Raw genomic sequence first — 23701 nt, 5'->3', positions numbered from 1 at the left:
CGTCTCCTCCGCCTGCTCGCGCTTCGTCCTTGCGGCGCGGCGTGCTTCGACCAGAGGCGCTTCGTCGCCAAGCTCCGCCATCTGCTCCTGAAGGCGCCGCACCTCCGCCTCGGCCCTAGCAAGCTTGGTGCGCGCGCTCTCGAGCGCCGCCTGCGCCACCCTGGCTTCCGCCTGCTCGCCAGCCTGTTCGGCCCGCGCCTTGCCGAGCGCCGCATCGGCGTCGCGCGCGGCATCCTCAAGCTCGACGGTGCGGATATCGATCGTGCCGCGCCCAGCTTCGGCGGCGGCGATCCGCGCGGCGATGTCCCTCGCTTCCTGCTCCAGGCGTGCCAGCGCCGCTTTCGCATCCTCGCCGAGCGCCGCCTCGCGCGCCCGATCAGCGGCAAGCGCCGTTTGCCGGGCGGTAAGCTCCGAAATGCGACGGGCGACCCCGTCCCGCTCCGCACGCAATGCAGCGAGCTTATGCCCCAGCGCCTGCGCCTTTTCGCGCGCCGCCTGCGCAGCCGATCTCTTGTCGCCGAGCGTCTGCACCGCCTGCGCCTGATAGGCTGCCGCTCCGCGCTGCGCCTCCGCGGCTCTTTCCACCAAAGCGATTGCCGTCTCGGCTTCCTTCTTCGCGGCATCGGCCGCCGCCGCGGCCTCGCGCCAGCGGGCGAAGATCAGCCGCGCCTCGGCGGTTTTGATCTGGTCGGACAGCTTGCGGTAGCGTTCGGCGGCGCGCGCCTGCCGCTTCAGCGCCGTCGCCCGCTGCTCCATGTCGCCGAGCAGCTCGTCGAGCCGCGTTAGATTGGCCTCGGCGGCGCGAAGCTTCTGCTCGGCGTCCTTCCGCCGCACGTGAAGCCCGGAAATGCCGGCCGCTTCCTCCAGCATCTGCCGCCGCTCAGCGGGCTTTGCCGCGATGATCGCGCCGATCCTGTTCTGGCTGACGAGGGCAGGGGAGTGGGCGCCGGTCGCCGCATCCGCGAACAGCAAGGCCACGTCCTTCGCCCGAACGTCCCGCCCGTTGACGCGGTAGGCGGAGCCTGCGCCCCGCTCGATCCGGCGGGTGATTTCGACGTCGCCGTCATTGGCCACGCCGATATCGCCCAGCACCTCGTCCGCCCGCCGCTCGACCAGCAGCGACACTTCGGCGAAATCGCGCGCGGGGCGGGTGGCGGTGCCGGCGAAGATCACGTCGTCCATGCCCGAACCGCGCATCGACTTCGGGCTGGATTCCCCCATCACCCAGCGGATCGCCTCGAGGACGTTGGATTTGCCGCAGCCGTTGGGGCCGACGACGCCGGTCAGGCCCGGCTCGATGCGGAGTTCGGCGGGCTCGACGAAGCTTTTGAAGCCCGAAAGCTTGAGACGCTTTATCCGCAACGAAGCCCCCCCAAGCCCATCGCCCTATCCGGCGGCGCTTTGGATGAGCGGTTCCAGTTCCGCCCAATCATGGGCGTGAACCCTCAGTCCGTTGATGAAGAAGGTCGGCGTTCCGGTCACTCCCAATGCGGACGCGGCTTCATGCATCTTGCCGAGGTTATCGAGCCCTGCCGGATCGGCGAGGCATTGCTTGGCCTTGGCCGGCGCGACGCCAAGCTGCGCCGCAAGCTGGGTGATGCCGCCCACATCGGCGAGCTTGCCAAGCCGCTCGCCCATTGGAAGCGCGGACAGCCTGTCCTTTTCCGTCTGCGGCAGGCCGCTGATCTTGCCGACCCAATCTTTCTGCGTCGCGAACAATTTGTCGGCGAGCGGGAAGAACTTGCCCGCGCCCCCGCAACGGGCAACCAGTGTGGCGGTCACGTCGATCCCGTTCAATGGCATGCTGCGATATTCGAAGCTGACCTTGCCGGACTTCACCAGCTGCTTCAGCGCGGGGCCGCCGCTCTTGGCGAAGTCCGCGCAATGCGGGCAGGTGAGCGAAGCATATTCGACCACCTTTGCCTTGGCGGCGGGGTTCCCCATGCGAAAGCCGCCTTCGGGCGTGGCCACGACCGTTTGCGCCCAGTCCTTCGCAGCCGCAGCCTTCTTGGCGGGCGCAGCAACCAGCTGCGCCGCCGGCCCCGCCAGCGTCACCGCAACCGCCGCAAAGAACAGTTTCATCCGCATCAGCCGATCGCTTCCCTCAGCTCTGCCTCAAGCGCGTTCCAATCGGCCGAGCTCTGGATGAATTCGCCGTTGATGAGGAAGGTCGGCGTGCCCTGCACATTGTCGCGCGTGGCGACTTCGTTGAGCGCTACGGTCGACTGAAGTCCCTGCTGATCGGCAAGGCAGGAGTTAATGCGCGCCTCGGGCATACCGCGCTGGCGGAAGAATTGATCGAGGCCAGCGGCCCGCGCGATCGCGCCCACCTGCTGCTCGCGCGGCATCGTCTGAATGCGCTGCATCTCGGCTTCGGGCACCTGGCTGAAGCCGCCGAGCCAGGTCTGCTGATTGGCGAAGAGCTGTTCGGTCAGGCGGAAGAAGGGCTGCGGGCCCTGGCAGCGCGTCAGCATCACCGCGGCAAGATCGGCAGGATCCCGGACGAGGTTACGGAATTCCCAGCTGACCTGGCCGCTCTTCACATATTTGTTCTTGAGCGGCTCCGATCCGGTCGCGGAAAATTGCGCGCAGGCGGGGCAGGTGAGCGAGGCATATTCGATCAGCTTCACAGGCGCATTGGGGTTGCCCATGCGGAAGCCGCCGTCCTGGGTCTGTTCGACCATCAAAGTCCAGTCGCCATTCGGCGCCTCGACCTGCTTCAGCGGCGTGTTGTCGGCAGCAGTCGCGCTGCTGTTGTTGCCGCCCTCGCTGCCGCCGCAGCCTGCAAGAACAAGCGCCATGGAAACGGATGCGGCGCCGATAAATGCCTTCATCTCTTACCTCACCAATTTGCCGACGACGGGGATCGTCGTCACCTCCGGCTGCTGCCCTTCGCTTGCGGCGACCCCGCGCGCAAGCGATTCCAGCACGGCGCGAAGCTCCGGATCGGCAATGGGCCGGAGGGAATCGCCAAGCTCAGCCGGGATCGGGCGTAGCGACGGCGGCGCCACCCGCGCTTTCGCCTTGGCAACCTTAACGATGCCTTGCTTGAAGGTGACGCGCTCCACCGCCGTATAGCCGAAGAAGCGGTTCACCCGCTCGACGATTACCGGCGCGACATGCTGCATCATCGGCGCGTGCGCACCTTCGACGACCAGGGTCAGCACGCCTTCGGAGCGCTTGCCGTGCGGGAAACGGATCGATTCCGGGGCGGAGACGCTCGCATAGCGGTCGCCGACAATCTCCTTCCATCGGCTGACGATCGACGATTGAACGAAGCCGAAACGGCGAAAGGCGGCGCGGCCCACATCGGGCAGCATGTCCGAAACCTGCCGGGCGCGGCGGGCGCGCTGCGGCTCCTCCGCTGCCTTGGCGGATTTCTTCTTTTCCGTCGGCCCACCCGATTTCGCCATCGGGCGGAGCATGGCATAGGCGGCCTATGGCAGTCGATGCGGCAAATGCCCTTTTGGGCTGGTATGTTGTGGATAAGCGGTCGCTTCCATGGCGGGCCGAGCCGGGGCAGCAGACGGACCCTTACCGCGTGTGGCTGTCCGAAATCATGCTGCAACAGACCACGGTTGCGGCGGTCAAACCCTATTTCGACAAGTTCACCCGGCGCTGGCCGACGGTAGAGGCGCTCGCCGCGGCCGATGAAGCGGAGGTGATGGCCGCCTGGGCCGGCCTCGGCTATTACGCCCGCGCCCGGAACCTCATCGCCTGCGCCCGCGCCGTAGCCGCGGCTGGAGGCGTGTTTCCCGACACTGAAGCGGCGCTGCTGAAGCTCCCCGGCATCGGCCGCTATACCGCCGCCGCCATCGCCGCCATCGCGTTCGGCAGGCGTGCGGTCGTCGTCGATGCAAATGTCGAGCGGGTGGTGTCGCGACTGTTCGCCGTTAAACAGCCGCTGCCGGGCGCTCGCGAGCAAATCTACGCTCTCACCGGCAGCATTACCCCGGACACAAACAGCGGCGACTTCGCGCAGGCGATGATGGACCTCGGCTCCGCCATCTGCACGCCGCGCGATCCCAAATGCCTCCTTTGTCCCGTCGCCGCCTTCTGCGCAGCTCGGGCCGAGGGCGAGCCCACCCGCTATCCGTTGAAGGCGGCAAAGCGCCCGAGGCCGCGCAAAGAGGGCATCGCCTACTGGCTCCAGCATGAGGATCATGTCCTTCTCGTCCGTCGCCCGCAAAAAGGCCTGCTCGGTGGTATGCTGGCCCTCCCCACGGGCCCTTGGGAAGCGGCGGCGCAGCCCGGCGACGGCGCTCCCGCCCCGGCCGCGTGGGACGAAGCCGGCGCGGTCGAACATGTCTTCACCCATTTCGCCCTCACCATCCGCCTCCTCTGCGCCAACGCCGAGGCGCGGCAGGCGGAAGGCACTTGGTGGCCGGTAGAGCGGCTTCAGGAAGCGGGGCTACCGACCGTTTTCGCCAAGCTGGCGGAGCGGGGCGCGGCGTGGCAAAAGCCCGCATGACCTTGCACCGGCCGGGCTTCACCGGCTCTCCGATAGACCGCGCCGATCATCTGAGGCTCGATCCCGCGGCGATTGCCGACCTCCTCAAAGGCGGCGAGGCGCGCCTCCTCACCCTTTCCGGCCACGACCCTGTTCTGGGCGATGACGGCCGCCTCGCATGGAGCGCTCCGGAGCCGGAGGCGCAGGAGCTCATCTTCCTCGGCCTTCGCGAAGGGTCGCCGCTCTTCGCGCCGCTGCCGAAGGTGGAGACTGGCCAGCGTGCTTGGGGTGTGTTCCAGATCCTTAGCCGTATGCGTGCCGAAGACGCCGCCATCTGGGGCACGGCCCGAGGCCTCATCGAATGGCACAACCGCCATGCTTTCTGCGCCAATTGCGGCTCAGCGACGGCCGTCTTCCGCGCCGGCTGGGGCCGGAAGTGCGGCGCCTGCAACGCCGAACATTATCCGCGGGTCGATCCGGTGGTCATCATGCTCGCCGAACATGACGGCCGCGTCCTCCTCGGCCGCCAGCCTCAATATCCGCCCGGCCGTTATTCCGCCCTCGCCGGTTTCCTCGAACCGGGAGAGTCGATCGAGGAGGCGGTGGCCCGTGAGTTCATGGAGGAGGCGCGGCTTCCTGTCCAAAACGTCCGTTATGTGGCGAGCCAGCCCTGGCCCTTTCCCGGCTCCTTAATGATCGCCTGCATCGCCGATGCCGAAACCGATGCAGTGACGCTGGACCTCACCGAACTTGAGGATGCGATCTGGGCAGATAGCGATGCGGTACGTGCGGCGCTCGCCGGAGACCCCGATGCACCCTTTCAGGCGCCGCCGCCTTACGCCATTGCTCATACGTTGCTGCGACACTGGCTGGATGCGTCTGACCGGCTTGCGGCAGGCGGCGCGCCCGCTTAAAGGGGCTCGCAAATTCATCTTTCCGCGCGGGACACGTCCCCGCGTCTCCTGGAGGTTCCAAGCGAATGAACGACCGGTTCAACACCATTGCGGGCTGGGCGCTGGCAGCGGGCATCGTGGCGCTCGGCGCATCGATCGTGACCGGCGAGGTGTTTCATTCGGAGCGGCCGGAGACGATGGGCTATCCGATCGAGGGCGTAGAGGTCGAAGGCGAGGGCGGCGGCGCTGCCGAGCAGCCGATCGCTGCTTATCTCCAGGCCGCAAACGCGCAGCAGGGCGAGCAGGTATTCAAGAAGTGCGCAGCCTGCCACACGATCAATGCCGGCGGGGCGAACGGCCTCGGCCCGAACCTTCATGGCGTGATGGGCCGCGCTATCGCCGGCGCTCCGGGCTTCGCCTTCTCCGAGGCGCTGAAGGGCAAGGGCGGCACCTGGACCTGGGACGCGATGAGCGAGTGGCTGAAGTCGCCGAAAAAGTTCGCCGACGGCACGAAGATGACCTTTGCTGGCCTTTCGAAGCCTGAGGATCGTGCGAACATCCTCGTCTACCTGAACAGTCAGGGCAGCAACCTGCCCCTTCCGCCGGCGCCCGCCGCTGCTGCGGATCCGGCCCAGGCGGCTGCCGAAGGCGCCGACCAGCAGGTCCCCGGCAAGGCCGAGGACGAGCCGGTGCTGAACGAAGCCCAAGCCGCCCAGCAGCCGGAAGGCCGGGTCGGCGGCGAAGCGGCGACCACTGTCGCTGGCCGCGAAGGTCAGGCCAAGGGCAAGAGCAAGAGCGAGTAAGGCTTAGGCCGCCAAGGCGGCTCGCCTCCTCCTACTTTGCAGCGAGGGCCGACCCCGGCTCGTAATGCTCGCAGACATAGTCCCAGGCTTCTTCCGCGGTTTCGACGAAGCGGAAGAGCTTGAGGTCGTCGGCGGAAATCACGCCTTCCTCGACCAACGCTTCGAAGTTTACCACCCGCTCCCAGAATTCGCGGCCGAAGAAGACGATCGGCACCGGCTTGATCTTGCGCGTCTGGATCAGCGTCAGAAGCTCGAAACCTTCGTCGAACGTGCCGAAGCCGCCGGGGAAGATCGCCACCGCCCGCGCGCGGATCAGGAAGTGCATCTTCCGGAGCGAGAAATAATGAAACTGGAAGCTCAAATGCGGCGTCACATAGGCGTTCGGCAGCTGCTCGTGCGGAAGCACGATGTTGAGGCCGATCGATTCCTGCCCTTCGTCGCAGGCGCCCCTGTTGGCGGCTTCCATGATAGACGGTCCGCCGCCTGAGCAGACGACGAATTGCCGACGTCCGTCGGGGTCCGGCTGCACCCGACTGGCCATGCGGGCGAGTCTCCGCGCCTCGTCATAATATTTGGCCTTGGCCTTCAGGCGCTCGGCGATCTTCCGCTGGCTGTCGGTCGCCGCCGCCGCAATCAGCGCCTCGGCTTTCTCCGGCTCCGGGATACGGGCCGATCCGTAGAAGACGAAGGTCGACGCGATATTCGCCTCGTTCATCAGCACCTCGGGCTTCATAAGCTCGAGCTGGAAGCGCACCGGCCGCAGATCCTCCCGCAGGAGGAAATCCATGTCCTGAAAGGCAAGCCGATAGGCCTGATCCTCGGTCTGGGGGGAGGAGGTTGGCTGATTGGCGACTTTGGCTTCTTCGCGGGCGTGGCGGAAGATGTTCTTCGGGGGATGCGGATCGGTCATTGCGCCGCCTTTAACCGCTACGAGGCTCCTCGCCCATGCCTAATTTACCGGCAGCTTCTTCTTTGTTGTCGCTATTGATAATCGTTCGCAAGATGTTAGTCATGAGCCATGGAAGCTGTACTGCGCATCTGGAACGGCAAGCCCTTTCTGTGGACGCTGCTGGCGGTGCCCGGCTTCCTCTATCTTTACCGCTTCTGGACCGGCACCATCCCCATGGATCTCGTGCCGCCTCCCGGCGAGATGTCGGCGCGCCTAATCATCTTCGCGCTAATGCTGACGCCGCTCTCAATGCTGTTCCGGGGCCAGCGCTGGATCGCCTGGCTGATCCGCCGTCGCCGCGCTTTTGGCGTTACCGGTTTCGCCTATGCTTTGCTCCACCTCCTCTTCTACGCCCTCGATATGGAGACGCTGGACAATATCCTTGCGGAAATCGGCGCGCCCGGCATCTGGACCGGCTGGGGCGCGCTCCTCCTCTTTCTGCCGCTAGCCCTCACCAGCAACGATGCCTCGATGCGCGCGCTGAAGAAGGGTTGGAAGCGCCTCCAAAGGCTCGCTTATCCCGCGGCCGTCCTGATGATCCTCCACTGGGTCCTCATCCATGACGGCATGGCCGAGGCACTGCTCCACGCCGCGCCGCTCGCCGCGCTCGAATTCTACCGCCTCATCCACCTCGCCCGCGACCGTTCATGGCGCGGCCATCGTTCCCAACCTATCTGACCACCCGCACATCGGAGGACTCAAGTCTCATGAAATATCTCATTCCCGCAGCCCTCGCCGCCGTCGCGGCACTTGGCCTCGCCGCACCCGCTTCGGCCACCGGCAAGATGACCTGCAGCGTGCCGCAGAAGAGCTGGAAGAGCCAGGACGCGCTCAGGGCCGCATTGACCAAGCAGGGCTGGAAAGTCACCAAGTCAAAGGTCGATGGCGGCTGCTACGAAGTCTACGGCACCGATCCTCAGGGCAACAAGGTCGAAGCCTATTTCAACCCGGCGACCTTCGAAAAGCTTCTCGTCTCCCGCCGCGGCAAGATCCTCTACAAGGCCCCCGCCGGCCACAAGCATTGACCGGCTGGCACGCTTCCGCCTGCGAGCCGTGCCTGCGGGAGCCTTTACAGCTCAGCGCCGTTTGGCGCTGACGGGAGGCTCCTGTGATGACTAGCCATATCGAAGGCCAATGTGCTTGCGGTGCCGTGCGCTATGACGGCACCGGCTCTGCTAGCGTTGCGCTTTGCTATTGCGAGACCTGCCGCCGTCAGTCGGGTGGAGCTGGGATCGCCTGGGGCTTGGTCGACAAGAAACGGCTGAAGATTTCAGGTGAACTGGTGACTTGGCGCTCTTCGGATCATGCAGTGCGTCAGCATTGTTCCGTCTGTGGAAGCATTCTCTTTTTAAGGGAGGACGGACGGGACGATGTTGAATACGCAGCGGGCTCCGTGCTGAACCAAGATGATTTGAAACCCGGAAAGGCGATCTATGTTCATAGACGTCCCGGATGGTCCCTCAGTTGATGGGGTAAAGCTGACGACGCGCTGCGGCCGCGCCTTGACACGTCTGGCTCTGGCTCTAAGCCCTCCCCCGGGCCACGCCGTCCCAACGCGGCGCGTGCTCTCTGCGAGGAGAGTTTGAATGACTGCAAGTGATGCTCCCGACGCCGCGATTGCGTCCGCTCCCGGCGAAAGGCCGGAGACGAAGCCGCACCGCCCCTATTTTTCGTCCGGGCCCTCCGCGAAACCGCCGGGCTGGGGTCCCGAACATCTTGCCCTGGGCTCGCTCGGCCGCTCGCACCGGTCGAAGCTCGGCAAGGCCCGGCTTCACTATGCGATCGATCTGACGAGAGCCGTTCTGGAGGTGCCGGACACGCACCGGATCGCCATCGTCCCCGGCTCCGACACGGGCGCGGTTGAAATGGCGATGTGGTCGATGCTCGGCGCCCGTCCGGTGACGATGCTGGCGTGGGAAAGCTTCGGCGAAGGTTGGGTCACGGACGTCGTGAAGCAGCTGAAGCTCGACGCAGCGGTCGTGAAGGCTTCGTACGGGGAACTCCCGGATCTCTCCGCTGTCGATCAAAGAAGCGACGTGGTCTTCACCTGGAACGGCACGACCAGCGGTGTCCGCGTGCCAAATGGTGACTGGATCAGCGATCGGCGGGAAGGGCTCACCTTCGCCGACGCGACCTCCGCCTGCTTCGCCATGGAGCTTCCGTGGGAGAAGCTCGATGTCGTGACCTATAGCTGGCAGAAGGTGCTGGGCGGGGAAGGCGGCCACGGCATGCTGATCCTCGGGCCGCGCGCGGTCGAACGGCTTGAAAGCTATGTGCCGGACCGGCCGCTCCCGAAAATCTTCCGGATGACGAAGGGCGGCAAGCTCATCGAAGGTATCTTCAGGGGCGAGACGATCAACACGCCGTCCATGCTGGCGGTGGAGGATTATATCTTCGCGCTCGAATGGGCGCAGGGCCTCGGTGGTCTATCCGCGCTGATCGCCCGCTGCGACTCCAATGCCGCGGCGGTCGACGCATGGGTTCAGCGGACGCCCTGGATCGAGCATCTTGCCGCCGGCCCCGCCACCCGCAGCAACACCAGCGTCTGCCTCAAATTCGCCGGCCTGGGCCTCGACGAGGAGGGGGAGCGCGCTCTGTCGAAGCGCATCGAAACCTTGCTCGAAGCCGAAGGCGCCGCCTTCGACATCGGCGCCTATCGCGACGCGCCGCCCGGCCTTCGCCTCTGGTGCGGCGCGACGGTCGAGACCGAGGATCTGGAGGCGCTCTTCCCTTGGCTCGACTGGGCCTTCCGCGAAGCCCGTTCAAACTAAGGAATTCCCATGCCTAAAGTGCTCATCTCGGATCAGATGGATCCGAAAGCTGCGGAGATTTTTAGTGCGAAGGGCGTCGAGGTGGACGAGAAGACCGGCCTCTCCAAGGACGAGCTGATCGCCATCATTGGCGGCTATGACGGCCTCGCCATCCGCTCCGCCACAAAGGTGACGAAGGAGGTGCTGGACGCAGCCAGCAATCTTAAGGTGGTGGGCCGCGCCGGCATCGGCGTCGACAATGTCGATATTCCCGCTGCGTCCGCCAAAGGCGTCGTCGTGATGAATACGCCGTTCGGCAATTCGATCACCACCGCCGAACATGCCATCGCGCTCATGTTCGCGCTGGCCCGCGAGCTTCCCGCCGCCGATGCGTCAACGCAGGCGGGCAAGTGGGAAAAAAACCGTTTCATGGGCGTCGAGCTGACGAACAAGGTCCTCGGCCTTATCGGCGCCGGCAATATCGGCTCGATCGTTGCGGAACGGGCGCTCGGCCTTCGCATGAAAGTCATTGCTTTCGATCCATTCCTGACGCCCGAGCGCGCGCTCGACCTCGGGATCGAGAAGGTTGAGCTGGACGAGCTTCTCGCCCGCGCCGACTTCATCACGCTCCACACGCCGCTTACCGATCAGACGCGGAACATCCTCAGCCGCGAAAACCTGGCGAAGACCAAGCCGGGCGTACGCATTATCAACTGCGCGCGCGGCGGCCTGATCGATGAGGCGGCGCTGAAGGAGGCGCTCGAGAGCAGCCACGTCGCGGGCGCCGCACTCGACGTCTTTCAGGAGGAGCCCGCCAAGCAGAGCCCCCTGTTCGGCACCCCCGGTTTCGTCGCGACGCCGCATCTCGGCGCTTCCACCACGGAGGCGCAGGTCAATGTCGCCATCCAGGTGGCCGAGCAGATGTCGGACTTCCTGATCTCCGGGGGTGTCACGAACGCGCTCAACATGCCGTCGCTTTCGGCCGAGGAAGCGCCGAAGCTGAAGCCCTATATGGAGCTTGCGCAGAAGCTCGGCTCACTCGTCGGCCAACTCGAAGGCAAGAGCATCACGGGTGTCTCGATCGAGGTCGAAGGCGCGGCCGCCCAGCTCAATCAGAAGCCGATCACAGGGGCCGTCCTCGCAGGCCTAATGCAGGTCTATTCGGACACGGTGAACATGGTGAATGCCCCCTTCCTCGCGAAGGAGCGCGGCCTCGATGTCCGCGAAATACGGCACGACCGGGAAGGCGATTACCACACCCTCGTCCGCGTCACCGCGACCACGCCTGAAGGCTCGAAATGCGTTGCCGGCACTCTGTTCGGCGACGCCGCCCCGCGCCTCGTCGATATCTTCGACATCAAGGTCGAAGCCGAGCTTCAGGGCGAGATGATCTACATCGTCAACGACGACCAGCCCGGCTTCATCGGCCGCCTCGGGACGACTTTGGGCGAGGCGAACGTCAATATCGGCACCTTCAACCTCGGCCGCAGGCCGGGCGTGGGCGAGGCGGTGGCCCTGGTGTCGGTGGACGATCCGATCGCGCCCAACGTCATCGCCGCGATCCGCAACATTCCGGGCGTCAGGGTGGCGAAACCGCTCCGCTTCTGATCGCTGGACGTGGGCGACCCCAGCCCCTAGAGGCTGCGCGGCACTAGAGGGACTTGATAGTTTGGCGAACGTAACCGTCATCGGCGGCCAATGGGGCGATGAAGGCAAGGGCAAGATCGTCGACTGGCTTTCCAGCCGCGCCGATGTCGTCGCCCGCTTCCAGGGCGGCCATAATGCGGGCCACACGCTTGTGGTCGGCGAGCAGGTCTACAAGCTCTCGCTGCTTCCGTCCGGCATCGTCCGCGGTACGCTCTCCGTCATCGGCAACGGCGTCGTGCTCGACCCTTGGGCGTTCAAGGCCGAGGTCGAGAAGCTGTCCGCGCAGGGCGTCAAGATCACGCCGGACAATCTCCAGATCGCCGACAATTGCCCGCTCATCCTCCCCATTCATCGCGATCTCGACGCGCTCCGCGAAGACGCAAGCGGGCAGGGGAAGATCGGCACCACCCGCCGCGGCATCGGCCCTGCCTATGAGGACAAGGTCGGCCGCCGTGCGATCCGCGTCTGCGACCTTGCCCATATCGACGATCTCGGGCCGCAGCTCGACCGCCTCTGCGCTCATCATGACGCGCTCCTCGCCGGCTTCGGCAAGCCGCCGGTCGATAAAGAAAGGCTGAAAGAGGACCTGCGCGAGATTGCCGGTTTCGTGCTCCCCTTCGCTCGTCCCGTCTGGCTGACGCTCAACCAAGCTCGCGCGCGCGGCAAGCGCATCCTGTTCGAGGGCGCGCAGGGCGTGCTGCTTGACGTCGATCACGGCACCTATCCGTTCGTCACCTCCTCCAACACGATCGCCGGCACCGCCGCGGGGGGCTCCGGCCTCGGCCCCTCCGCAGCCGGCTTCGTCCTCGGCATCGTCAAGGCCTACACCACCCGCGTCGGCTCTGGTCCTTTCCCAACCGAGCTCGAGGACGAGATCGGCCAACGTCTCGGCGAGCGCGGCCACGAATTCGGCACCGTCACTGGCCGGAAGCGCCGCTGCGGCTGGTTCGACGCGGTATTGGTGCGACAGTCCTGCGCCGTCTCCGGCGTCACCGGCATTGCGCTTACCAAGTTGGACGTGCTGGACGGTCTCGACGAGATCAAGATCTGCACCGGCTATCGCCTCAACGGCCAGACGCTCGACCATTTCCCCGCCCACGCGGCAGACCAGATGGCAGTGGAGCCGGTCTACGAGACGATCGAAGGCTGGCCGCAATCGACCGCCGGCGCGCGCAGCTGGGCGCAGCTTCCCGCTCGGGCCATCAAGTACATCAGGCGCATCGAGGAACTGATTCAATGTCCCGTTGCTTTGGTTTCCACGAGTCCGGAGCGGGAGGATACGATCCTCGTGCGCGATCCGTTTGCCGACTGATATAGGACCGAGGACAGCCGATGACGTCGCGTGAAACCACCGGCCTGCTTCCCAGGATTGGCGAAACACCGGTCGTCGGTATCGACGCAAGGCCGCTCCGTGACCGCCTCGTCACCGCTCTCTTCGCCCCGCTTCAGGCGCCCTGGCTGCTTCGAAGCCTCCACGGCGGCAGCCTCGAAGCCAAGCAGAATTTGCTGCGCCGCCTCGACCTGCCGCTCGACGCGCTGCCCAATCTCGGCAGCTGGAAGGCCGACACCGGCCTGCTCTCGCTGGTGGTGGAGCATGTGCTCTCGGAAAAGCCGAAGCTGGTGGTTGAATTCGGAACTGGCGCTTCTACCCTCGTCCTCGCTCGCGCCCTCCAAATGATCGGCGGCGGGACACTTCTAAGCTTCGAGCAGCACGCCGACTTCGTCGATGCGACGCGGAACTGGCTCGCTGACTACGGCCTCTCGGCCGATCTGCGCGCCGTGCCGCTGCGGCCCTCTCCAGGCGGTTGGCCGGGTCTCTGGTACGATCACGGCTCATTGCCGCAGGGCATCGATCTGATGCTGATCGACGGACCGCCCTGGACGATCCATCCCTTCACGCGCGGCGCGGCGGCGTCCTTGTTCGATCATATCGCGGTCGGCGGCACCCTCATGCTCGACGACGCCGCGCGGCCCGGCGAGCGGATCGTCGCCTCACGTTGGAAACGGGCTTGGCCTAACTTCAGCTTCCGTCTCTGGAAGGGCGGCACCAAGGGCACTTTGATCGGAAAGCGGCTCCGCTAGCCGCACTGTGCGCGGTGGAGCAATTTCTGGTCCGCCAGCACCAGCGCCACCATCGCTTCGACCACCGGCGCGCCGCGGAGACCAACGCACGGGTCGTGGCGGCCCTTCACGCCCAAGGCTGCGACAGATGATGTGGGCTTGAAGGCAGCGCGGATGACGATCGGCTCGCCGGTCGCGATGCCGCCGGTGATGCCGCCCGCCATGGCCGGGTCGGCATTGTCTTCGCCCCGCAGCCGGGCCGCGCCGAAACCGGCGCCAATCTCCACGCCCTTTACCGCATTGATCGACATGCAGGCAGCAGCAAGCTCCGCATCGAGCTTGGCATAGACGGGCGCGCCCCAACCGGCCGGAACCCCGGTGACGACGCATTCGATCACCGCACCGACGGAGCTTCCCGCCTCCCGCGCCTCGTCCAGCAGCCGCTCCCACTCGGCTTCCTCAGCGGATCCACCGATCTCGACCGGCCGTGCCTCGATCGCCACCTTGGGAATGACCAGCCGCGCCACTGCGCCGGCCGCGACGCGCGCCGCCGTCTCCCGCGCCGAGGCGCGGCCTCCGCCGCGCGGATCTCGAAAGCCGTATTTGGCCTCATAGGCGGCATCGGCATGGCCGGCCCTGTGCGGCTGATCGGTATAATCCTTTGGCCGCGCATCCACATTTTCGATCATCAGGTTGATCGGCGTGCCGGTGGTGCGGCCTTCATAGGCGCCGGAGAGGATACGCACCTGGTCCGGCTCGGCACGCGGGCTGGTATGCCGCGACAGGCCCGGACGCCTCTTGTCGAGCCAAAGCTGAATGTCCGTTTCGCTCAGCGCCAAACCCGGCGGACAGCCGTCGATCACCACGCCGATGGCGGGTCCGTGGCTCTCCCCCCAAGTGGTGAAGCGGAACAGCCGCCCAAAGCTGTTAACGCTCAAGGGGCGAGAACCCGCTTGTGATAATTGTCCCGATCCAGCTCACGGACTTCTACCGTGAGCTGAAGATTGAGGCCCGCAGGCTTGTCAATCATTCGCATGGCCGCCGCGAGGGCCGCTTCGCCGGCTTGCTTCTTCTGCGCCTCTGATCTGCCGGACAGAATGCGCAGATCGATATGCACCATCGCCTCCTCGTCAGCGCCCTCGCCGATCACGAAATCCTTGAGCTCTGTCAGCCGCGTCTTGCAGCTTCCGATCTCCGTTTTGATGATCGGCGCCATCTCTCCATGAATTGTGAGCGCGAGTGCGCGAGGGTCGAAAGCACCCCGCATGTTGCCGCTATATTCAATACTGAGCTGGGGCACAGGCCAGCTCAGGTCGTCGCGATATCGGGCGCGTCTTCGGCCTTCATGCCGACGACGTTGTAGCCGGCATCGACATGATGGATTTCGCCGGTGACGCCGCTGGCGAGGTCCGACAGAAGATAGAGTGCGGCCCCGCCGACGTCCTCGATCGTGACGTTGCGGCGGAGCGGGCTGTTATACTCATTCCACTTAAGGATGTAGCGGAAGTCGCCGATTCCGCTGGCGGCGAGCGTCTTGATCGGCCCTGCGGAGATGGCGTTCACCCGGATATTCTCCGGCCCCAGGTCCATCGCAAGATATTTGACGCTGGTCTCGAGCGCCGCCTTGGCGACGCCCATCACATTATAGTGCGGAATGACCTTCTCCGCGCCGTAATAGCTCAACGTCAGCACACTGCCGCCATTCGGCATCATCTCCCGCGCCTTCCGCGTCACCGCGACGAAGCTGTAGGCGGAGATGTTCATCGTCAGAAGGAAATTGTCGAGGCTCGTGTCCACGAATTTGCCCCGAAGCTCGTTCTTGTCGGAAAAGCCGATGGCGTGGACGATGAAGTCGATCGTGTCCCACCTCTTCCGGACATCCTCGAACGTCCTGTCGAGCGCCGCCATGTCGGAAACGTCGCATTCGATCAGGAAGTCCGATCCGATCTCCGCCGCAAGCGGTTCGACCCGCTTCTTCAGCGCCTCGCCCTGGTAGCTGAAAGCGAGCTCCGCCCCCTGAGCCGCCAGCGCTTTCGATATTCCCCACGCAAGGGACTTGTCGTTGGCGAGGCCCATGATCAGCCCTCGCTTGCCCGCCATCAAGCCACTCATACGCTTTCCCTGTTATAGAATGCCTCTTCCCCCTCCTTTAGTGCCTCTTCCGGCGTTTCCGCTAGTGCGGCGTTGAGCTCCGCTCCGATCACGACGCCAAGGCCGATGATGAAGAAGAAGATGAGCGCGATCATGACGCCCGCAAGACTGCCATAGGTGAGGTCGTACCCGCCGAGCGTCGACAGAGTGAGGGGAAGGAGCGCAGTCGTCCCCAGCCACCAGACAGTGACGAAGGCGGGTCCCGGCCATTTCCTGCAGCCGCGCTTCCGGTAGCGCTTCGGCGTCAGCGTGAAAAAGAGCAGATAGAGCGATCCGAACAGGACGAGGCCGGGGATTACCCGGAACAGGGTGAACAGGCTGACGAGATCGTCGCCGCCCGGCAGCACGCCCATGATGAATTCCTGAACGCCGCTCAGCAGCACGGAAACGCTGAAGGAAACCAGCGCGAGAATGACCGAGGCGATGATCATGCCGAGCGACCCGAGCCGATATTCCCAAAAAGGGCGGCTGTAGGTGACGCCGTAGGCCCGCCTGATGATGTCGCGGATCGTTTCGATGAAGCTTCCGGTGGTCCAGAGCCCGACGATCGCGCCCAGCCAGAGCAGGCCGCCCGACCGCGCCTCAAGCACGTCGCTGATCGGCTGTGCTAGAAGCTCCGCTACATCGGGCGGCATCGTCTGGAGGAGGCCCACCACGGCGTCCATCCCGTCAGCTGACTGCTGCCCCAGCATCCGCGCCACAGCGGCGGCCACGATCACGAACGGGAAGATGGTGAGGAGCGCGAGGTACGCGAGATTACCGGCATGAATGAAGCCGTCGGTATAGACGCCCACCGCCACACGCTTCAGCACCTCGAAAGGGTAGGTGCCCGGCCTGACCCGCTCGACCGACTTCCCGAACTTCGCCCGCGCTTTGGCAAAACGCTTGCGCCGGGCTTCGGGGGATTCGGGGGAAATGTTCTGCACGGGCAGTTAGACGCCGAGCGACGCCCTGGGGTTTCCTTTGCCCCTGCCGCTCCACCCCTCAACAAAGCGCTTCAGCTCTGCATCGTCCGTCGGTACTTCCACCATCAAAGTCACGAGCTGGTCGCCCCGCGTGCCGTTCTTGGCATGAAAGCCCTTGCCCTTCAGGCGAAGCACTTTGCCTGAGCTCGAGCCCGGCGGAATGCTCAGCATCACCGCCCCGTCCACCGTCGGCACCTTCACCTTGCCGCCTTCGACGGCCTCGTCGAGCCGGACCGGCAGATCGAGGCGGATATTGTCGCCCTCGCGCGTGAAGAAGCGGTGCGGCTGGATAGCGATGGTGATGATCGCGTCGCCATTGCCCGCGGGGCCGGGCTGGCCCTGACCAGCCAGCCGGATCTTGGTGCCTTCCTCAACGCCCTTCGGAAGCTTGATCGAGATGGTCTTGCCGCTGGAAAGCGTGACGCGCTGCTCCTTCAGTGCTGCAGCATCTTCAAACGCCACCGGCAGGCGATAAGCGACGTCCGCGCCCTTTTGCTGAGGCGGAGCAGACTGACGCCCGAAGCCGCCGAACCCGCCAAAGCCTCCACCGCCACCTCCGCTGCGGCGGCTGCCGCCGAGGATCGTGTCGAACAGATCCGACAGGTCGACCTGCTCGCCGCCCATGCCGCCGACGCCAAAATCCTCCGGCCGCGAAGATCGGCTGTAGCCGCCTCCCGCCCCCGGACCACCGCGGCCGAAGCCGAACGGCATGCGCGGATTGCCTTCTTCGTCGATCTCGCCGCGATCATATTGCGCCCGCTTATCCTTGTCGGCGAGGATGTCGTAGGCGCGCGTCACCTTCGAAAAGCGGTCGGACGCGGCCGGATTGTCCTTGTTGCGATCGGGATGCAGTTCCTTGGCGAGCTTGCGATAGGCCTTCTTGATGTCCGCTTCGCTCGCGCCGCGTGCGACGCCCAGTTGTGAATAAAGATCCGCCATCGGCGCCTTCGTTCTCCACCCACTCCGAAAAGTCCACTGTTGCCGCGCGGCAACGCCGTTGCAGATGGGTTTCTCTTGGGGCACCTGCAAGCCGTCCGCTTGTGCCCGGCCGCTTGCCGGGGCAAGAGAGCCGCCATGGCGACCGATCCGCACAAGCTGTTCGAAGAATGGTTCGCGGAGGCGCGGCTCTCCGAGCTCAACGACTACAATGCCATGGCATTGGCCACCACGAATGCGGAGGGGCGGCCATCGGCGCGCATGGTGCTCCTCAAAGGGCACGATGAGCGCGGGTTCGTCTTCTACACCAACCTCGACAGCCGAAAGGGCGGCGAACTGGCCGCCAATCCCAATGCCGCTCTCCTCTTCCATTGGAAGTCGCTGAGGCGGCAGATCCGCATCGAAGGAGCGGTCGAACCTGTGGCTGCGGAGGAGGCCGACGCCTATTTCGCCACCCGCTCGCGCGACAGCCAGCTCGGCGCCTGGGCGTCCGACCAGTCGAGGCCGCTGGAGGCGCGGGAGCTGTTCGAGGCTCGCTTCCAGGAGATGGTGCAAAGGTTCGACGGGCAGGACGTGCCGCGCCCGCCGCGCTGGTCGGGCTTTCGCGTCGTGCCGCGCCACATCGAGTTTTGGAACGACCGCGCGCACCGGCTGCACGAGCGCCGTGTCTTCACCCTCAACGGCGACGGTTGGAGCGAGGGGCTGCTCTACCCGTGAGCGTGCACCATCACGATCATCACGCCCACGGCTCCCTGACGGCGCGCGCCGCCATTGCAAGCGTGTCGGTCGCGCTATTCCTGTTGCTGCTGAAGGCTTATGCTTCCTGGACGACGGGCTCGGTGGCGATGCTGGGGTCGCTTGCCGACACGAGCCTCGACGTGCTTGCGTCGCTCGTAACGCTTTACGGTGTGCGGCTCGCCGCCACCCCCGCCGACACCGACCATCGCTTCGGGCATGGCAAGGCGGAGGCGCTTGCGGCGCTGTTTCAAGTCGGGATCATCGCGGTTTCAGCGGCGGCCATCGGCTGGCGCGCCGTGGACCGGCTGATGAACGGAGAGGCGACCGCGCATGCCGAATATGGCATCGGCGTTTCGATCGTCGCGATCTTCACGACCTTCGGCCTGCTTTACTATCAGCGGCGCGTGATCGCCCGCACGGGCTCCGTCGCAATCGAAGCGGATCACGTTCATTATCAGACGGATCTGCTGCTCAATCTGTCGGTGATCGCGGCTCTTGTACTGGATCAGTATCTGGGTCTTACCGGCGCCGATCCCGTGTTCGGCGTCGGCATCGCGCTGTGGCTGGCCTTCGGAGCGTGGCGGGCGTCGAGCCGCGCCATCGACCAGCTGATGGACCGCGAATGGCCTGACGAGAAAAGGCAGCGCTTCCTCGCCGTCGCCGCGCGCCATCCGGAGCTTAAAGGCATTCACGACCTCCGCACCCGCAGCAGCGGCAGCCGCGACTTCGTCCAGTTCCACGTCTGGGTCGATCCCGACATGACCGTCGCCGAAGCACATCGTGTGATGGACGAAGTGGAGCATAAACTCGAACATGAATTCCCCGGCTGCGAGATCCTGATCCACGTTGATCCCGAAGGCCAGGTCGATCATCCCGGCGACATCCTCCGCGAAGCCGATGAAACCCAAGGAGTTGCAAGAGCATGACCGAGCTACGCCTCGTTCAGGTGGACGCGTTTGCCGACCGTCCATTCACCGGAAATCCCGCCGCAGTGATGCCGCTCGAAGAGTGGCTGCCGGACGAGACGCTGCAGGCGATCGCCATGGAGAACAACCTCAGCGAAACCGCCTTTACCATCCCTACGCAAGACGGGGAGGCGGATTACGAACTCCGCTGGTTCACGCCTACGACCGAGGTCGTCCTCTGCGGCCACGCCACGTTTGCAAGCGGCCATGTTCTTATGGAGGAGCGCGAACGCATCCGCTTCCGCACGCGCCGCGCCGGAATGCTGGAGGTGAGGCGCGATGGCGATGGCTATGCGATGAGCCTGCCGGCCTGGAAGCCGGAGCCGAAGCTGCTGCCGAACATCGTCGAGGCGCTCGGCGTCACGCCGGTCGAGACGCTTTGGCACGAACAGAGATACGGCCTCATCATAGTTGAGCGGGAGGAGGAGGTGCTGAACCTGAAACCGGACTTCGGAGCATTAGCCGCTGACGGCGACGTGCTGACCATCGTGTCCGCCCCTGGTACGCGCACCGATATCGTGAGCCGCGTCTTCGCGCCGGGTGCGGGGATAGACGAAGACCCTGTCACCGGCTCCGCCCATGCGGTGATGGTTCCTTATTGGGCCGAGCGGCTGGGCCGCGACCGCTTCACCGCCTGGCAGGCAAGCCGGCGCGGCGGCTATCTCGATTGCCGCTTGGAGGAAGACCGCGTCATCCTCGGCGGCAAATGCGTCACGACTGTCGAGGGGAGGCTCCGCTTTTGACCAATCAGGAAAACCAGGCCGCGAACGATGAGGGATTGCGGCGCGACATCGGCTTCTGGGGCTCCGCTTTCCTGGCCTTCAATGGGGTGGTCGGCGCCGGCATATTCGCTCTGCCTGAAACGCTTTACGCCCAATTCGGCACCTTCAGTCCGTGGCTCTTCCCCCTGTTTGGTGGACTCATCCTGCTGATTGCGGTGCCGTTCGGGAAGGTCGCCGCCCATTACCCAACCTCTGGAGGTCCGGTTCTCTACGCCGCCCCTTACGGACCGATCGTCTCCTTCCAGGCAGGGTGGCTCTACTACGTTGCCCGCGTGACGGCGCTCGCAGCCAATGCCAACGTCTTCATGACCTATGCCGCGAGCCTCTGGCCTGCAGTAGGGGAGGGCATAGGCAGGGCCATCGGCATTGCTGCGCTCTGCGCCTTGCTGGCATTCATCAACATCGTCGGCGTGAAGCGGGCGATCCGCACACTGGATGCCCTTACATTGCTGAAGGCTACGCCCCTCATCTTCATGGCTCTCTGGGGCATCATCCTCTCCGTCGGGTCCGTCAGCTTCCCCTCATCGCTGCCGCCGCTGTCGGAAGTCGAAGTCGCGGCCCTGCTCACTCTCTACGCCTTCGTCGGCTTCGAGAATTCGGTCGTTCCCGCCGGCGAGACCGCTAATCCGCAGCGCACTATCCCGCGCGGTATCGTCCTGACCCTGCTCGCGACCGTGACGCTCTACTTTATCGTTCAGCTCGCTTATGTCGGCGTCATGACACCGGGTGCCGGAGGCGATGCGCCGCTGGTTACGTTCGGCTCGGTCGTCGCCGGCCCCGTCGGGGCACTATTGCTCACGGCCGCGGCCCTGTTCTCGATCGGCGGCAACCTCTTCGCCACCACCACGTCCACGTCACGCGTCACCTTCGCCCTCGCGCGTGATGGAATGCTGCCTCGCTGGTTCTCGCGGGTGAACGAAAGCTATCAGACCCCCGCTAACTCGATCATCTTCATCGGTGCGGTGGGCGCACTGCTCGCGATCAGCGGCAGCTTCGTCTGGCTCGCCGTGGTGAGCACCCTCTCGCGGCTATTCGTCTACGGCATCACCATTTCCCGCCTGCCGTCGTTGCGGCGCGAGCAGGGCAGAGCCGCTCACCTATTCGCTCACTTATGGGCCGGAGCAGGGCTCATCGTCTGCATTTGGGCTGCCCTGCAGTCCGAATGGCCCGCGTGGAGGATGCTGCTGGTGCTAACCGGCGTCGGTCTTCTTCTCTACGCCCTTGCGAGGCGGCGGCGCGCTCAGGCGGCCTGAAGCGCCTTCTCCGCCGGCACCGTCTCTTCGATCCAGCCGCCGCCAAGCACGCGGTCGCCATCGTAAATGACGGCCGCCTGCCCGGGCGCTACGCCATATTCTGGCTGGGCGAAACGAATGCTGCGTCCGTCGAAACGGACGAGCGCTGGCTTGGCCATCGACCGAACCTTGGCGGTGAGGCCCTCCCGCTGCGCCTCGCCCAGCCAGTTGATGCCGCCAAGATGCGCCGCCTCGACGGCTAGAGCCGCCTTGGGCCCGACGACGACCCGCCGGCTCTGAGGCTCCAGCCGCACCACGTAGAGCGGTTCGGGCTGCCCCCCGATTTCGAGTCCACGGCGCTGACCGACGGTGAAATGGATAAGGCCTTTGTGGCGGCCCAGCACCCGGCCGGATAAGTCCACGATCTCGCCCGGCTGCGCGGCCGCCGGGCGCACCTTCTTCACGACGGAGGCATAGTCGCCGTTCGGAACGAAGCAGATGTCCTGACTGTCGGGCTTGTCTGCAACTGCGAGCGCCAGTTCCTTGGCGATCTCGCGCACCGCCGACTTCGGCATGTCGCCCAGCGGAAAGCGCAGGAAATCGAGTTGTTCGGGGGTGGTGGCGAAAAGGAAATAGCTCTGGTCCCGCGCCGGGTCTGCAGCCCGATGCAGCTCCGGCCCGTTCGGCCCCACCACGCGCCGCACATAATGGCCGGTGGCGAGGCAATCGGCGCCGAGATCCCGCGCGAGGCTGAGCAGATCAGTAAATTTCACCCCCTGATTGCAGCTGATGCAGGGGATGGGCGTCCGCCCCTTCATATATTCGTCGGCGAAGCGATCGATCACGCTGTCGCGGAAGCGGCTTTCATAGTCGAACACGTAATGGGCGATGCCGAGGCGATCGGCGACCGTGCGGGCGTCGTAAATGTCCTGGCCAGCGCAGCAGCTTCCAGTCCGCTGCACGGTTGCGCCGTAATCGTAGAGCTGAAGCGTTACGCCGATCACTTCCGCGCCGCTCCGCGCGGCGAGCGCGGCCACGACCGAGCTGTCGACGCCGCCCGACATGGCGACGACGATCCTTGCCTCCGAAAGGGGCTTTTTCAGCTGAAAATCGGCTTGCATGGCGCGCCTCATATAGGGATTTTCCCCTTTTCGCACCTGTTTACCGGGTCTTTAACCTTAGCCGCTATCGACTCGGCCTGATGGACATGAGTCTTTTCAGGCGGGGGGAGATACAGGCGGCGGCCCGGGCCACTGCCAGCATCGATTACCCGATCTTTGTCGCGACGCTGCAGGCGCTTCAGCTTTCGACCGCGACGGCGCGTGCCGGCTCCCGCTGCGCCGCCCTAGCCGAAGCCTCCGCGCCCAGCGAGCCGCTAGCGGAGATATTGCTGGGCAGCCAATGCTGGCAGGACGCGGTGGTGGCGCAGGGCGGCTGCTTCAATCCCGCTTTCGCCCGCGGAACGGAGTCGCGGTAACCAAGATGACCGGCGCGTTTACCATCGCATTTCAGCACTCTTCAACGACCTCCGGCCTAAAGCCGGGAGCAAGGCGACGGGGAAGCCGAGTTGATCAGTTTCAAGAAGGCCCAGAATGATTGAGAATCAAAAGATCAAGCCGGCACAGGTAATCGGACCACTCGGCGAGCCGCTGACTATTGACTCGTTGCCGCCTCGCTCGACGACCCGTTGGGTCGTGCGCCGCAAGGCGGAAGTCGTAGCGGCCGTGAACGGTGGTCTTCTGAGCGTCGATGAAGCCTGCGAGCGCTACGGTCTGACCCTCGAGGAGTTCGCCACCTGGCAGCGGGCGGTGGATCGTTCCGGAATGGCCGGCCTCCGAGTCACGCGTATCCAGCACTATAAGTCGCTATACGAGCGCCAGCAGAAGTTCTGACGGAGAGGCGCAGCGGCCTCCTCTCGTATTTTCCCTTCGATACTGCGAAGAAACAAGCTAAAGATCCGTCGTCCTCCGGGTGACTGCCCCAAGAGAGTGGCGGCTTCCGACAGGAACAAGCGTGCCATTCGCGCGTCTTAGGTTTCGATCCGCCGCCGTAACCGCTTCGGTTCGCCGGCCTCGAACAGGAGGGAAAATATGAATCTGATCATTGCACTGATTATCGGTGGCATCATCGGTTGGCTCGCCAGCATCGTCATGCGCACCGATGCGCAGCAGGGTATCCTGCTGAACGTAGTTGTCGGCATTATCGGGTCATTGCTCGGCGGTTTCCTGCTTGGTCCGCTTCTCGGCGGCGGCAACCTTCTTGACGGACAATTCGACATCATGACGCTCGTCGTCGCGCTGCTTGGCGCGATCATCTTGCTGGCGATCGTGAACATGTTCCGCCGCGGCCGTCCGCGCTAAGTCGCGACGCCTGAAGGCA

28 protein-coding genes are annotated in these 23701 nt (G+C 65.0%); 17 read left to right on the top strand and 11 right to left on the bottom strand.

Going from position 1 to position 23701, the window contains the following annotated elements; all coding sequences use genetic code 11:
- The 4 genes from VGD10_RS07230 to VGD10_RS07215 form a co-directional block, all read right to left on the bottom strand.
- Nucleotides 1-1362: AAA family ATPase (locus tag VGD10_RS07230; protein ID WP_331040134.1), on the bottom strand; the 1362-nt coding region annotated here is incomplete at its 3' end.
- A gap of 24 nt (nucleotides 1363-1386) precedes the next feature.
- Nucleotides 1387-2088 carry a thioredoxin domain-containing protein gene (locus tag VGD10_RS07225; protein WP_331040133.1) on the bottom strand — a complete coding sequence of 234 codons (702 nt, stop codon included), beginning with the start codon at nucleotides 2086-2088 and terminating at the stop codon, nucleotides 1387-1389.
- The gene (locus tag VGD10_RS07220; protein ID WP_331040132.1) at nucleotides 2088-2834 is read right to left on the bottom strand and encodes a thioredoxin domain-containing protein; all 747 of its coding nucleotides are present in this window, start codon (nucleotides 2832-2834) and stop codon (nucleotides 2088-2090) included. The genes VGD10_RS07225 and VGD10_RS07220 overlap by 1 nt, the downstream gene beginning before the upstream one ends.
- A gap of 3 nt (nucleotides 2835-2837) precedes the next feature.
- On the bottom strand, nucleotides 2838-3425 hold the full coding sequence (locus tag VGD10_RS07215; RefSeq protein ID WP_414639509.1) for a DUF721 domain-containing protein: 588 nt from the start codon (nucleotides 3423-3425) through the stop codon (nucleotides 2838-2840).
- A 14-nt stretch (nucleotides 3426-3439) separates the two neighbouring features.
- On the opposite strand from VGD10_RS07215, the gene mutY reads away from it, so the two are divergent.
- The 3 genes from mutY to VGD10_RS07200 all read left to right on the top strand — a co-directional run bounded on the left by mutY (nucleotide 3440) and on the right by VGD10_RS07200 (nucleotide 6146).
- Nucleotides 3440-4471 carry an A/G-specific adenine glycosylase gene (mutY, locus tag VGD10_RS07210; RefSeq protein ID WP_331040130.1) on the top strand — a complete coding sequence of 344 codons (1032 nt, stop codon included), beginning with the start codon at nucleotides 3440-3442 and terminating at the stop codon, nucleotides 4469-4471.
- Nucleotides 4468-5364 carry an NAD(+) diphosphatase gene (gene nudC, locus VGD10_RS07205; protein WP_331040135.1) on the top strand — a complete coding sequence of 299 codons (897 nt, stop codon included), beginning with the start codon at nucleotides 4468-4470 and terminating at the stop codon, nucleotides 5362-5364. Before mutY ends, nudC begins: the two co-directional genes overlap by 4 nt.
- A 65-nt stretch (nucleotides 5365-5429) precedes the next feature.
- On the top strand, nucleotides 5430-6146 hold the full coding sequence (locus VGD10_RS07200; RefSeq protein WP_331040129.1) for a cytochrome c family protein: 717 nt from the start codon (nucleotides 5430-5432) through the stop codon (nucleotides 6144-6146).
- A gap of 31 nt (nucleotides 6147-6177) precedes the next feature.
- Here VGD10_RS07200 and VGD10_RS07195 read toward each other — a convergent pair whose 3' ends face one another.
- Nucleotides 6178-7056, bottom strand: coding sequence for an LOG family protein (locus tag VGD10_RS07195; protein WP_331040128.1), 879 nt, complete (start codon nucleotides 7054-7056; stop codon nucleotides 6178-6180).
- 108 nt (nucleotides 7057-7164) lie between these two features.
- On the opposite strand from VGD10_RS07195, the gene VGD10_RS07190 reads away from it, so the two are divergent.
- From VGD10_RS07190 to VGD10_RS07165, 7 genes are all read left to right on the top strand, one after another.
- Nucleotides 7165-7773: a ferric reductase-like transmembrane domain-containing protein gene (locus VGD10_RS07190; RefSeq protein WP_331040127.1), complete on the top strand. Its 609-nt coding sequence runs from the start codon at nucleotides 7165-7167 to the stop codon at nucleotides 7771-7773.
- A gap of 29 nt (nucleotides 7774-7802) precedes the next feature.
- Nucleotides 7803-8120 (top strand): PepSY domain-containing protein, encoded by a 318-nt coding sequence (locus VGD10_RS07185; RefSeq protein ID WP_331040126.1) that lies wholly within the window; start codon nucleotides 7803-7805, stop codon nucleotides 8118-8120.
- Between the two features lie 86 nt (nucleotides 8121-8206).
- Complete coding sequence (locus VGD10_RS13355) at nucleotides 8207-8563, top strand: GFA family protein (RefSeq protein ID WP_414639508.1); 357 nt, start codon at nucleotides 8207-8209, stop codon at nucleotides 8561-8563.
- A gap of 118 nt (nucleotides 8564-8681) precedes the next feature.
- On the top strand, nucleotides 8682-9866 hold the full coding sequence (locus tag VGD10_RS07180) for a phosphoserine transaminase (protein ID WP_331040125.1): 1185 nt from the start codon (nucleotides 8682-8684) through the stop codon (nucleotides 9864-9866).
- A gap of 9 nt (nucleotides 9867-9875) precedes the next feature.
- On the top strand, nucleotides 9876-11453 hold the full coding sequence (serA, locus tag VGD10_RS07175) for a phosphoglycerate dehydrogenase (RefSeq protein WP_331040124.1): 1578 nt from the start codon (nucleotides 9876-9878) through the stop codon (nucleotides 11451-11453).
- Nucleotides 11454-11514: 61 nt separating this feature from the next.
- The gene (locus tag VGD10_RS07170) at nucleotides 11515-12804 is read left to right on the top strand and encodes an adenylosuccinate synthase (protein WP_331040123.1); all 1290 of its coding nucleotides are present in this window, start codon (nucleotides 11515-11517) and stop codon (nucleotides 12802-12804) included.
- 20 nt (nucleotides 12805-12824) lie between these two features.
- Nucleotides 12825-13574 (top strand): class I SAM-dependent methyltransferase, encoded by a 750-nt coding sequence (locus VGD10_RS07165; protein WP_331040122.1) that lies wholly within the window; start codon nucleotides 12825-12827, stop codon nucleotides 13572-13574.
- Here the strand turns inward: VGD10_RS07165 and VGD10_RS07160 are convergent.
- Genes VGD10_RS07160 through VGD10_RS07140 form a run of 5 tightly spaced genes read right to left on the bottom strand, consistent with a single transcriptional unit; the run spans nucleotide 13571 to nucleotide 17608 of the window.
- Nucleotides 13571-14491: a chorismate synthase gene (locus VGD10_RS07160; protein WP_331040121.1), complete on the bottom strand. Its 921-nt coding sequence runs from the start codon at nucleotides 14489-14491 to the stop codon at nucleotides 13571-13573. The two genes, VGD10_RS07165 and VGD10_RS07160, sit on opposite strands and share 4 nt — an antisense overlap.
- Nucleotides 14488-14853 (bottom strand): hypothetical protein, encoded by a 366-nt coding sequence (locus VGD10_RS07155; RefSeq protein WP_331040120.1) that lies wholly within the window; start codon nucleotides 14851-14853, stop codon nucleotides 14488-14490. The genes VGD10_RS07160 and VGD10_RS07155 overlap by 4 nt, the downstream gene beginning before the upstream one ends.
- Before the next feature lie 8 nt (nucleotides 14854-14861).
- Nucleotides 14862-15665, bottom strand: a complete 804-nt coding sequence (fabI, locus tag VGD10_RS07150; RefSeq protein WP_331040119.1) for an enoyl-ACP reductase FabI — start codon at nucleotides 15663-15665, stop codon at nucleotides 14862-14864.
- Nucleotides 15662-16630, bottom strand: a complete 969-nt coding sequence (locus VGD10_RS07145; RefSeq protein WP_331040118.1) for a YihY/virulence factor BrkB family protein — start codon at nucleotides 16628-16630, stop codon at nucleotides 15662-15664. The genes fabI and VGD10_RS07145 overlap by 4 nt, the downstream gene beginning before the upstream one ends.
- Before the next feature lie 6 nt (nucleotides 16631-16636).
- On the bottom strand, nucleotides 16637-17608 hold the full coding sequence (locus VGD10_RS07140; RefSeq protein WP_331040117.1) for a J domain-containing protein: 972 nt from the start codon (nucleotides 17606-17608) through the stop codon (nucleotides 16637-16639).
- A 135-nt stretch (nucleotides 17609-17743) separates the two neighbouring features.
- Here VGD10_RS07140 and pdxH point away from each other — a divergent pair, with 135 nt between their 5' ends.
- From pdxH to VGD10_RS07120, 4 genes are read left to right on the top strand one after another with little or no spacing between them, the layout of a single operon-like run.
- Entirely contained in the window at nucleotides 17744-18322 is a 579-nt protein-coding gene (gene pdxH / locus VGD10_RS07135) for a pyridoxamine 5'-phosphate oxidase (protein ID WP_331040116.1), read from the top strand.
- Nucleotides 18319-19269, top strand: coding sequence for a cation diffusion facilitator family transporter (locus VGD10_RS07130; RefSeq protein WP_331040115.1), 951 nt, complete (start codon nucleotides 18319-18321; stop codon nucleotides 19267-19269). Before pdxH ends, VGD10_RS07130 begins: the two co-directional genes overlap by 4 nt.
- Nucleotides 19266-20051: a PhzF family phenazine biosynthesis protein gene (locus tag VGD10_RS07125; RefSeq protein ID WP_331040114.1), complete on the top strand. Its 786-nt coding sequence runs from the start codon at nucleotides 19266-19268 to the stop codon at nucleotides 20049-20051. Before VGD10_RS07130 ends, VGD10_RS07125 begins: the two co-directional genes overlap by 4 nt.
- Nucleotides 20048-21343, top strand: coding sequence for an APC family permease (locus VGD10_RS07120; RefSeq protein WP_331040113.1), 1296 nt, complete (start codon nucleotides 20048-20050; stop codon nucleotides 21341-21343). The genes VGD10_RS07125 and VGD10_RS07120 overlap by 4 nt, the downstream gene beginning before the upstream one ends.
- On the opposite strand, the gene mnmA is transcribed toward VGD10_RS07120, so the two are convergent.
- The gene (gene mnmA, locus VGD10_RS07115) at nucleotides 21331-22443 is read right to left on the bottom strand and encodes a tRNA 2-thiouridine(34) synthase MnmA (RefSeq protein WP_331040112.1); all 1113 of its coding nucleotides are present in this window, start codon (nucleotides 22441-22443) and stop codon (nucleotides 21331-21333) included. The genes VGD10_RS07120 and mnmA overlap by 13 nt on opposite strands.
- A gap of 80 nt (nucleotides 22444-22523) precedes the next feature.
- Between mnmA and VGD10_RS07110 the strand changes: the two genes are divergently transcribed.
- From VGD10_RS07110 to VGD10_RS07100, 3 genes are all read left to right on the top strand, one after another.
- On the top strand, nucleotides 22524-22799 hold the full coding sequence (locus tag VGD10_RS07110; protein ID WP_331040111.1) for a hypothetical protein: 276 nt from the start codon (nucleotides 22524-22526) through the stop codon (nucleotides 22797-22799).
- Between the two features lie 115 nt (nucleotides 22800-22914).
- Nucleotides 22915-23214, top strand: a complete 300-nt coding sequence (locus VGD10_RS07105) for a DUF1153 domain-containing protein (RefSeq protein ID WP_331040110.1) — start codon at nucleotides 22915-22917, stop codon at nucleotides 23212-23214.
- 198 nt (nucleotides 23215-23412) lie between these two features.
- The gene (locus VGD10_RS07100) at nucleotides 23413-23682 is read left to right on the top strand and encodes a GlsB/YeaQ/YmgE family stress response membrane protein (protein WP_331040109.1); all 270 of its coding nucleotides are present in this window, start codon (nucleotides 23413-23415) and stop codon (nucleotides 23680-23682) included.
- Nucleotides 23683-23701 lie beyond the last annotated feature (19 nt).

The sequence above is a fragment of the Allosphingosinicella sp. genome (assembly GCF_036402135.1).
Classification (GTDB): Bacteria; Pseudomonadota; Alphaproteobacteria; order Sphingomonadales; family Sphingomonadaceae; genus Allosphingosinicella.
Note: the sequence above shows the minus strand (reverse complement) of the source record. Positions and strands in the feature narration are given on the sequence as shown.

Bases quoted from the DNA above. Each gene is read 5' to 3' on its own strand.
- VGD10_RS07225 (WP_331040133.1), bottom strand. From the start codon at position 2,088: ATGCGGATGAAACTGTTCTTTGCGGCGGTTGCGGTGACGCTGGCGGGG.
- VGD10_RS07220 (WP_331040132.1), bottom strand. From the start codon at position 2,834: ATGAAGGCATTTATCGGCGCCGCATCCGTTTCCATGGCGCTTGTTCTT.
- VGD10_RS07215 (WP_414639509.1), bottom strand. From the start codon at position 3,425: ATGCTCCGCCCGATGGCGAAATCGGGTGGGCCGACGGAAAAGAAGAAA.
- mutY (WP_331040130.1), top strand. From the start codon at position 3,440: ATGGCAGTCGATGCGGCAAATGCCCTTTTGGGCTGGTATGTTGTGGAT.
- nudC (WP_331040135.1), top strand. From the start codon at position 4,468: ATGACCTTGCACCGGCCGGGCTTCACCGGCTCTCCGATAGACCGCGCC.
- VGD10_RS07200 (WP_331040129.1), top strand. From the start codon at position 5,430: ATGAACGACCGGTTCAACACCATTGCGGGCTGGGCGCTGGCAGCGGGC.
- VGD10_RS07195 (WP_331040128.1), bottom strand. From the start codon at position 7,056: ATGACCGATCCGCATCCCCCGAAGAACATCTTCCGCCACGCCCGCGAA.
- VGD10_RS07190 (WP_331040127.1), top strand. From the start codon at position 7,165: ATGGAAGCTGTACTGCGCATCTGGAACGGCAAGCCCTTTCTGTGGACG.
- VGD10_RS07185 (WP_331040126.1), top strand. From the start codon at position 7,803: ATGAAATATCTCATTCCCGCAGCCCTCGCCGCCGTCGCGGCACTTGGC.
- VGD10_RS13355 (WP_414639508.1), top strand. From the start codon at position 8,207: ATGACTAGCCATATCGAAGGCCAATGTGCTTGCGGTGCCGTGCGCTAT.
- VGD10_RS07180 (WP_331040125.1), top strand. From the start codon at position 8,682: ATGACTGCAAGTGATGCTCCCGACGCCGCGATTGCGTCCGCTCCCGGC.
- serA (WP_331040124.1), top strand. From the start codon at position 9,876: ATGCCTAAAGTGCTCATCTCGGATCAGATGGATCCGAAAGCTGCGGAG.
- VGD10_RS07165 (WP_331040122.1), top strand. From the start codon at position 12,825: ATGACGTCGCGTGAAACCACCGGCCTGCTTCCCAGGATTGGCGAAACA.
- fabI (WP_331040119.1), bottom strand. From the start codon at position 15,665: ATGAGTGGCTTGATGGCGGGCAAGCGAGGGCTGATCATGGGCCTCGCC.
- VGD10_RS07140 (WP_331040117.1), bottom strand. From the start codon at position 17,608: ATGGCGGATCTTTATTCACAACTGGGCGTCGCACGCGGCGCGAGCGAA.
- pdxH (WP_331040116.1), top strand. From the start codon at position 17,744: ATGGCGACCGATCCGCACAAGCTGTTCGAAGAATGGTTCGCGGAGGCG.
- VGD10_RS07125 (WP_331040114.1), top strand. From the start codon at position 19,266: ATGACCGAGCTACGCCTCGTTCAGGTGGACGCGTTTGCCGACCGTCCA.
- mnmA (WP_331040112.1), bottom strand. From the start codon at position 22,443: ATGCAAGCCGATTTTCAGCTGAAAAAGCCCCTTTCGGAGGCAAGGATC.
- VGD10_RS07110 (WP_331040111.1), top strand. From the start codon at position 22,524: ATGGACATGAGTCTTTTCAGGCGGGGGGAGATACAGGCGGCGGCCCGG.
- VGD10_RS07105 (WP_331040110.1), top strand. From the start codon at position 22,915: ATGATTGAGAATCAAAAGATCAAGCCGGCACAGGTAATCGGACCACTC.
- VGD10_RS07100 (WP_331040109.1), top strand. From the start codon at position 23,413: ATGAATCTGATCATTGCACTGATTATCGGTGGCATCATCGGTTGGCTC.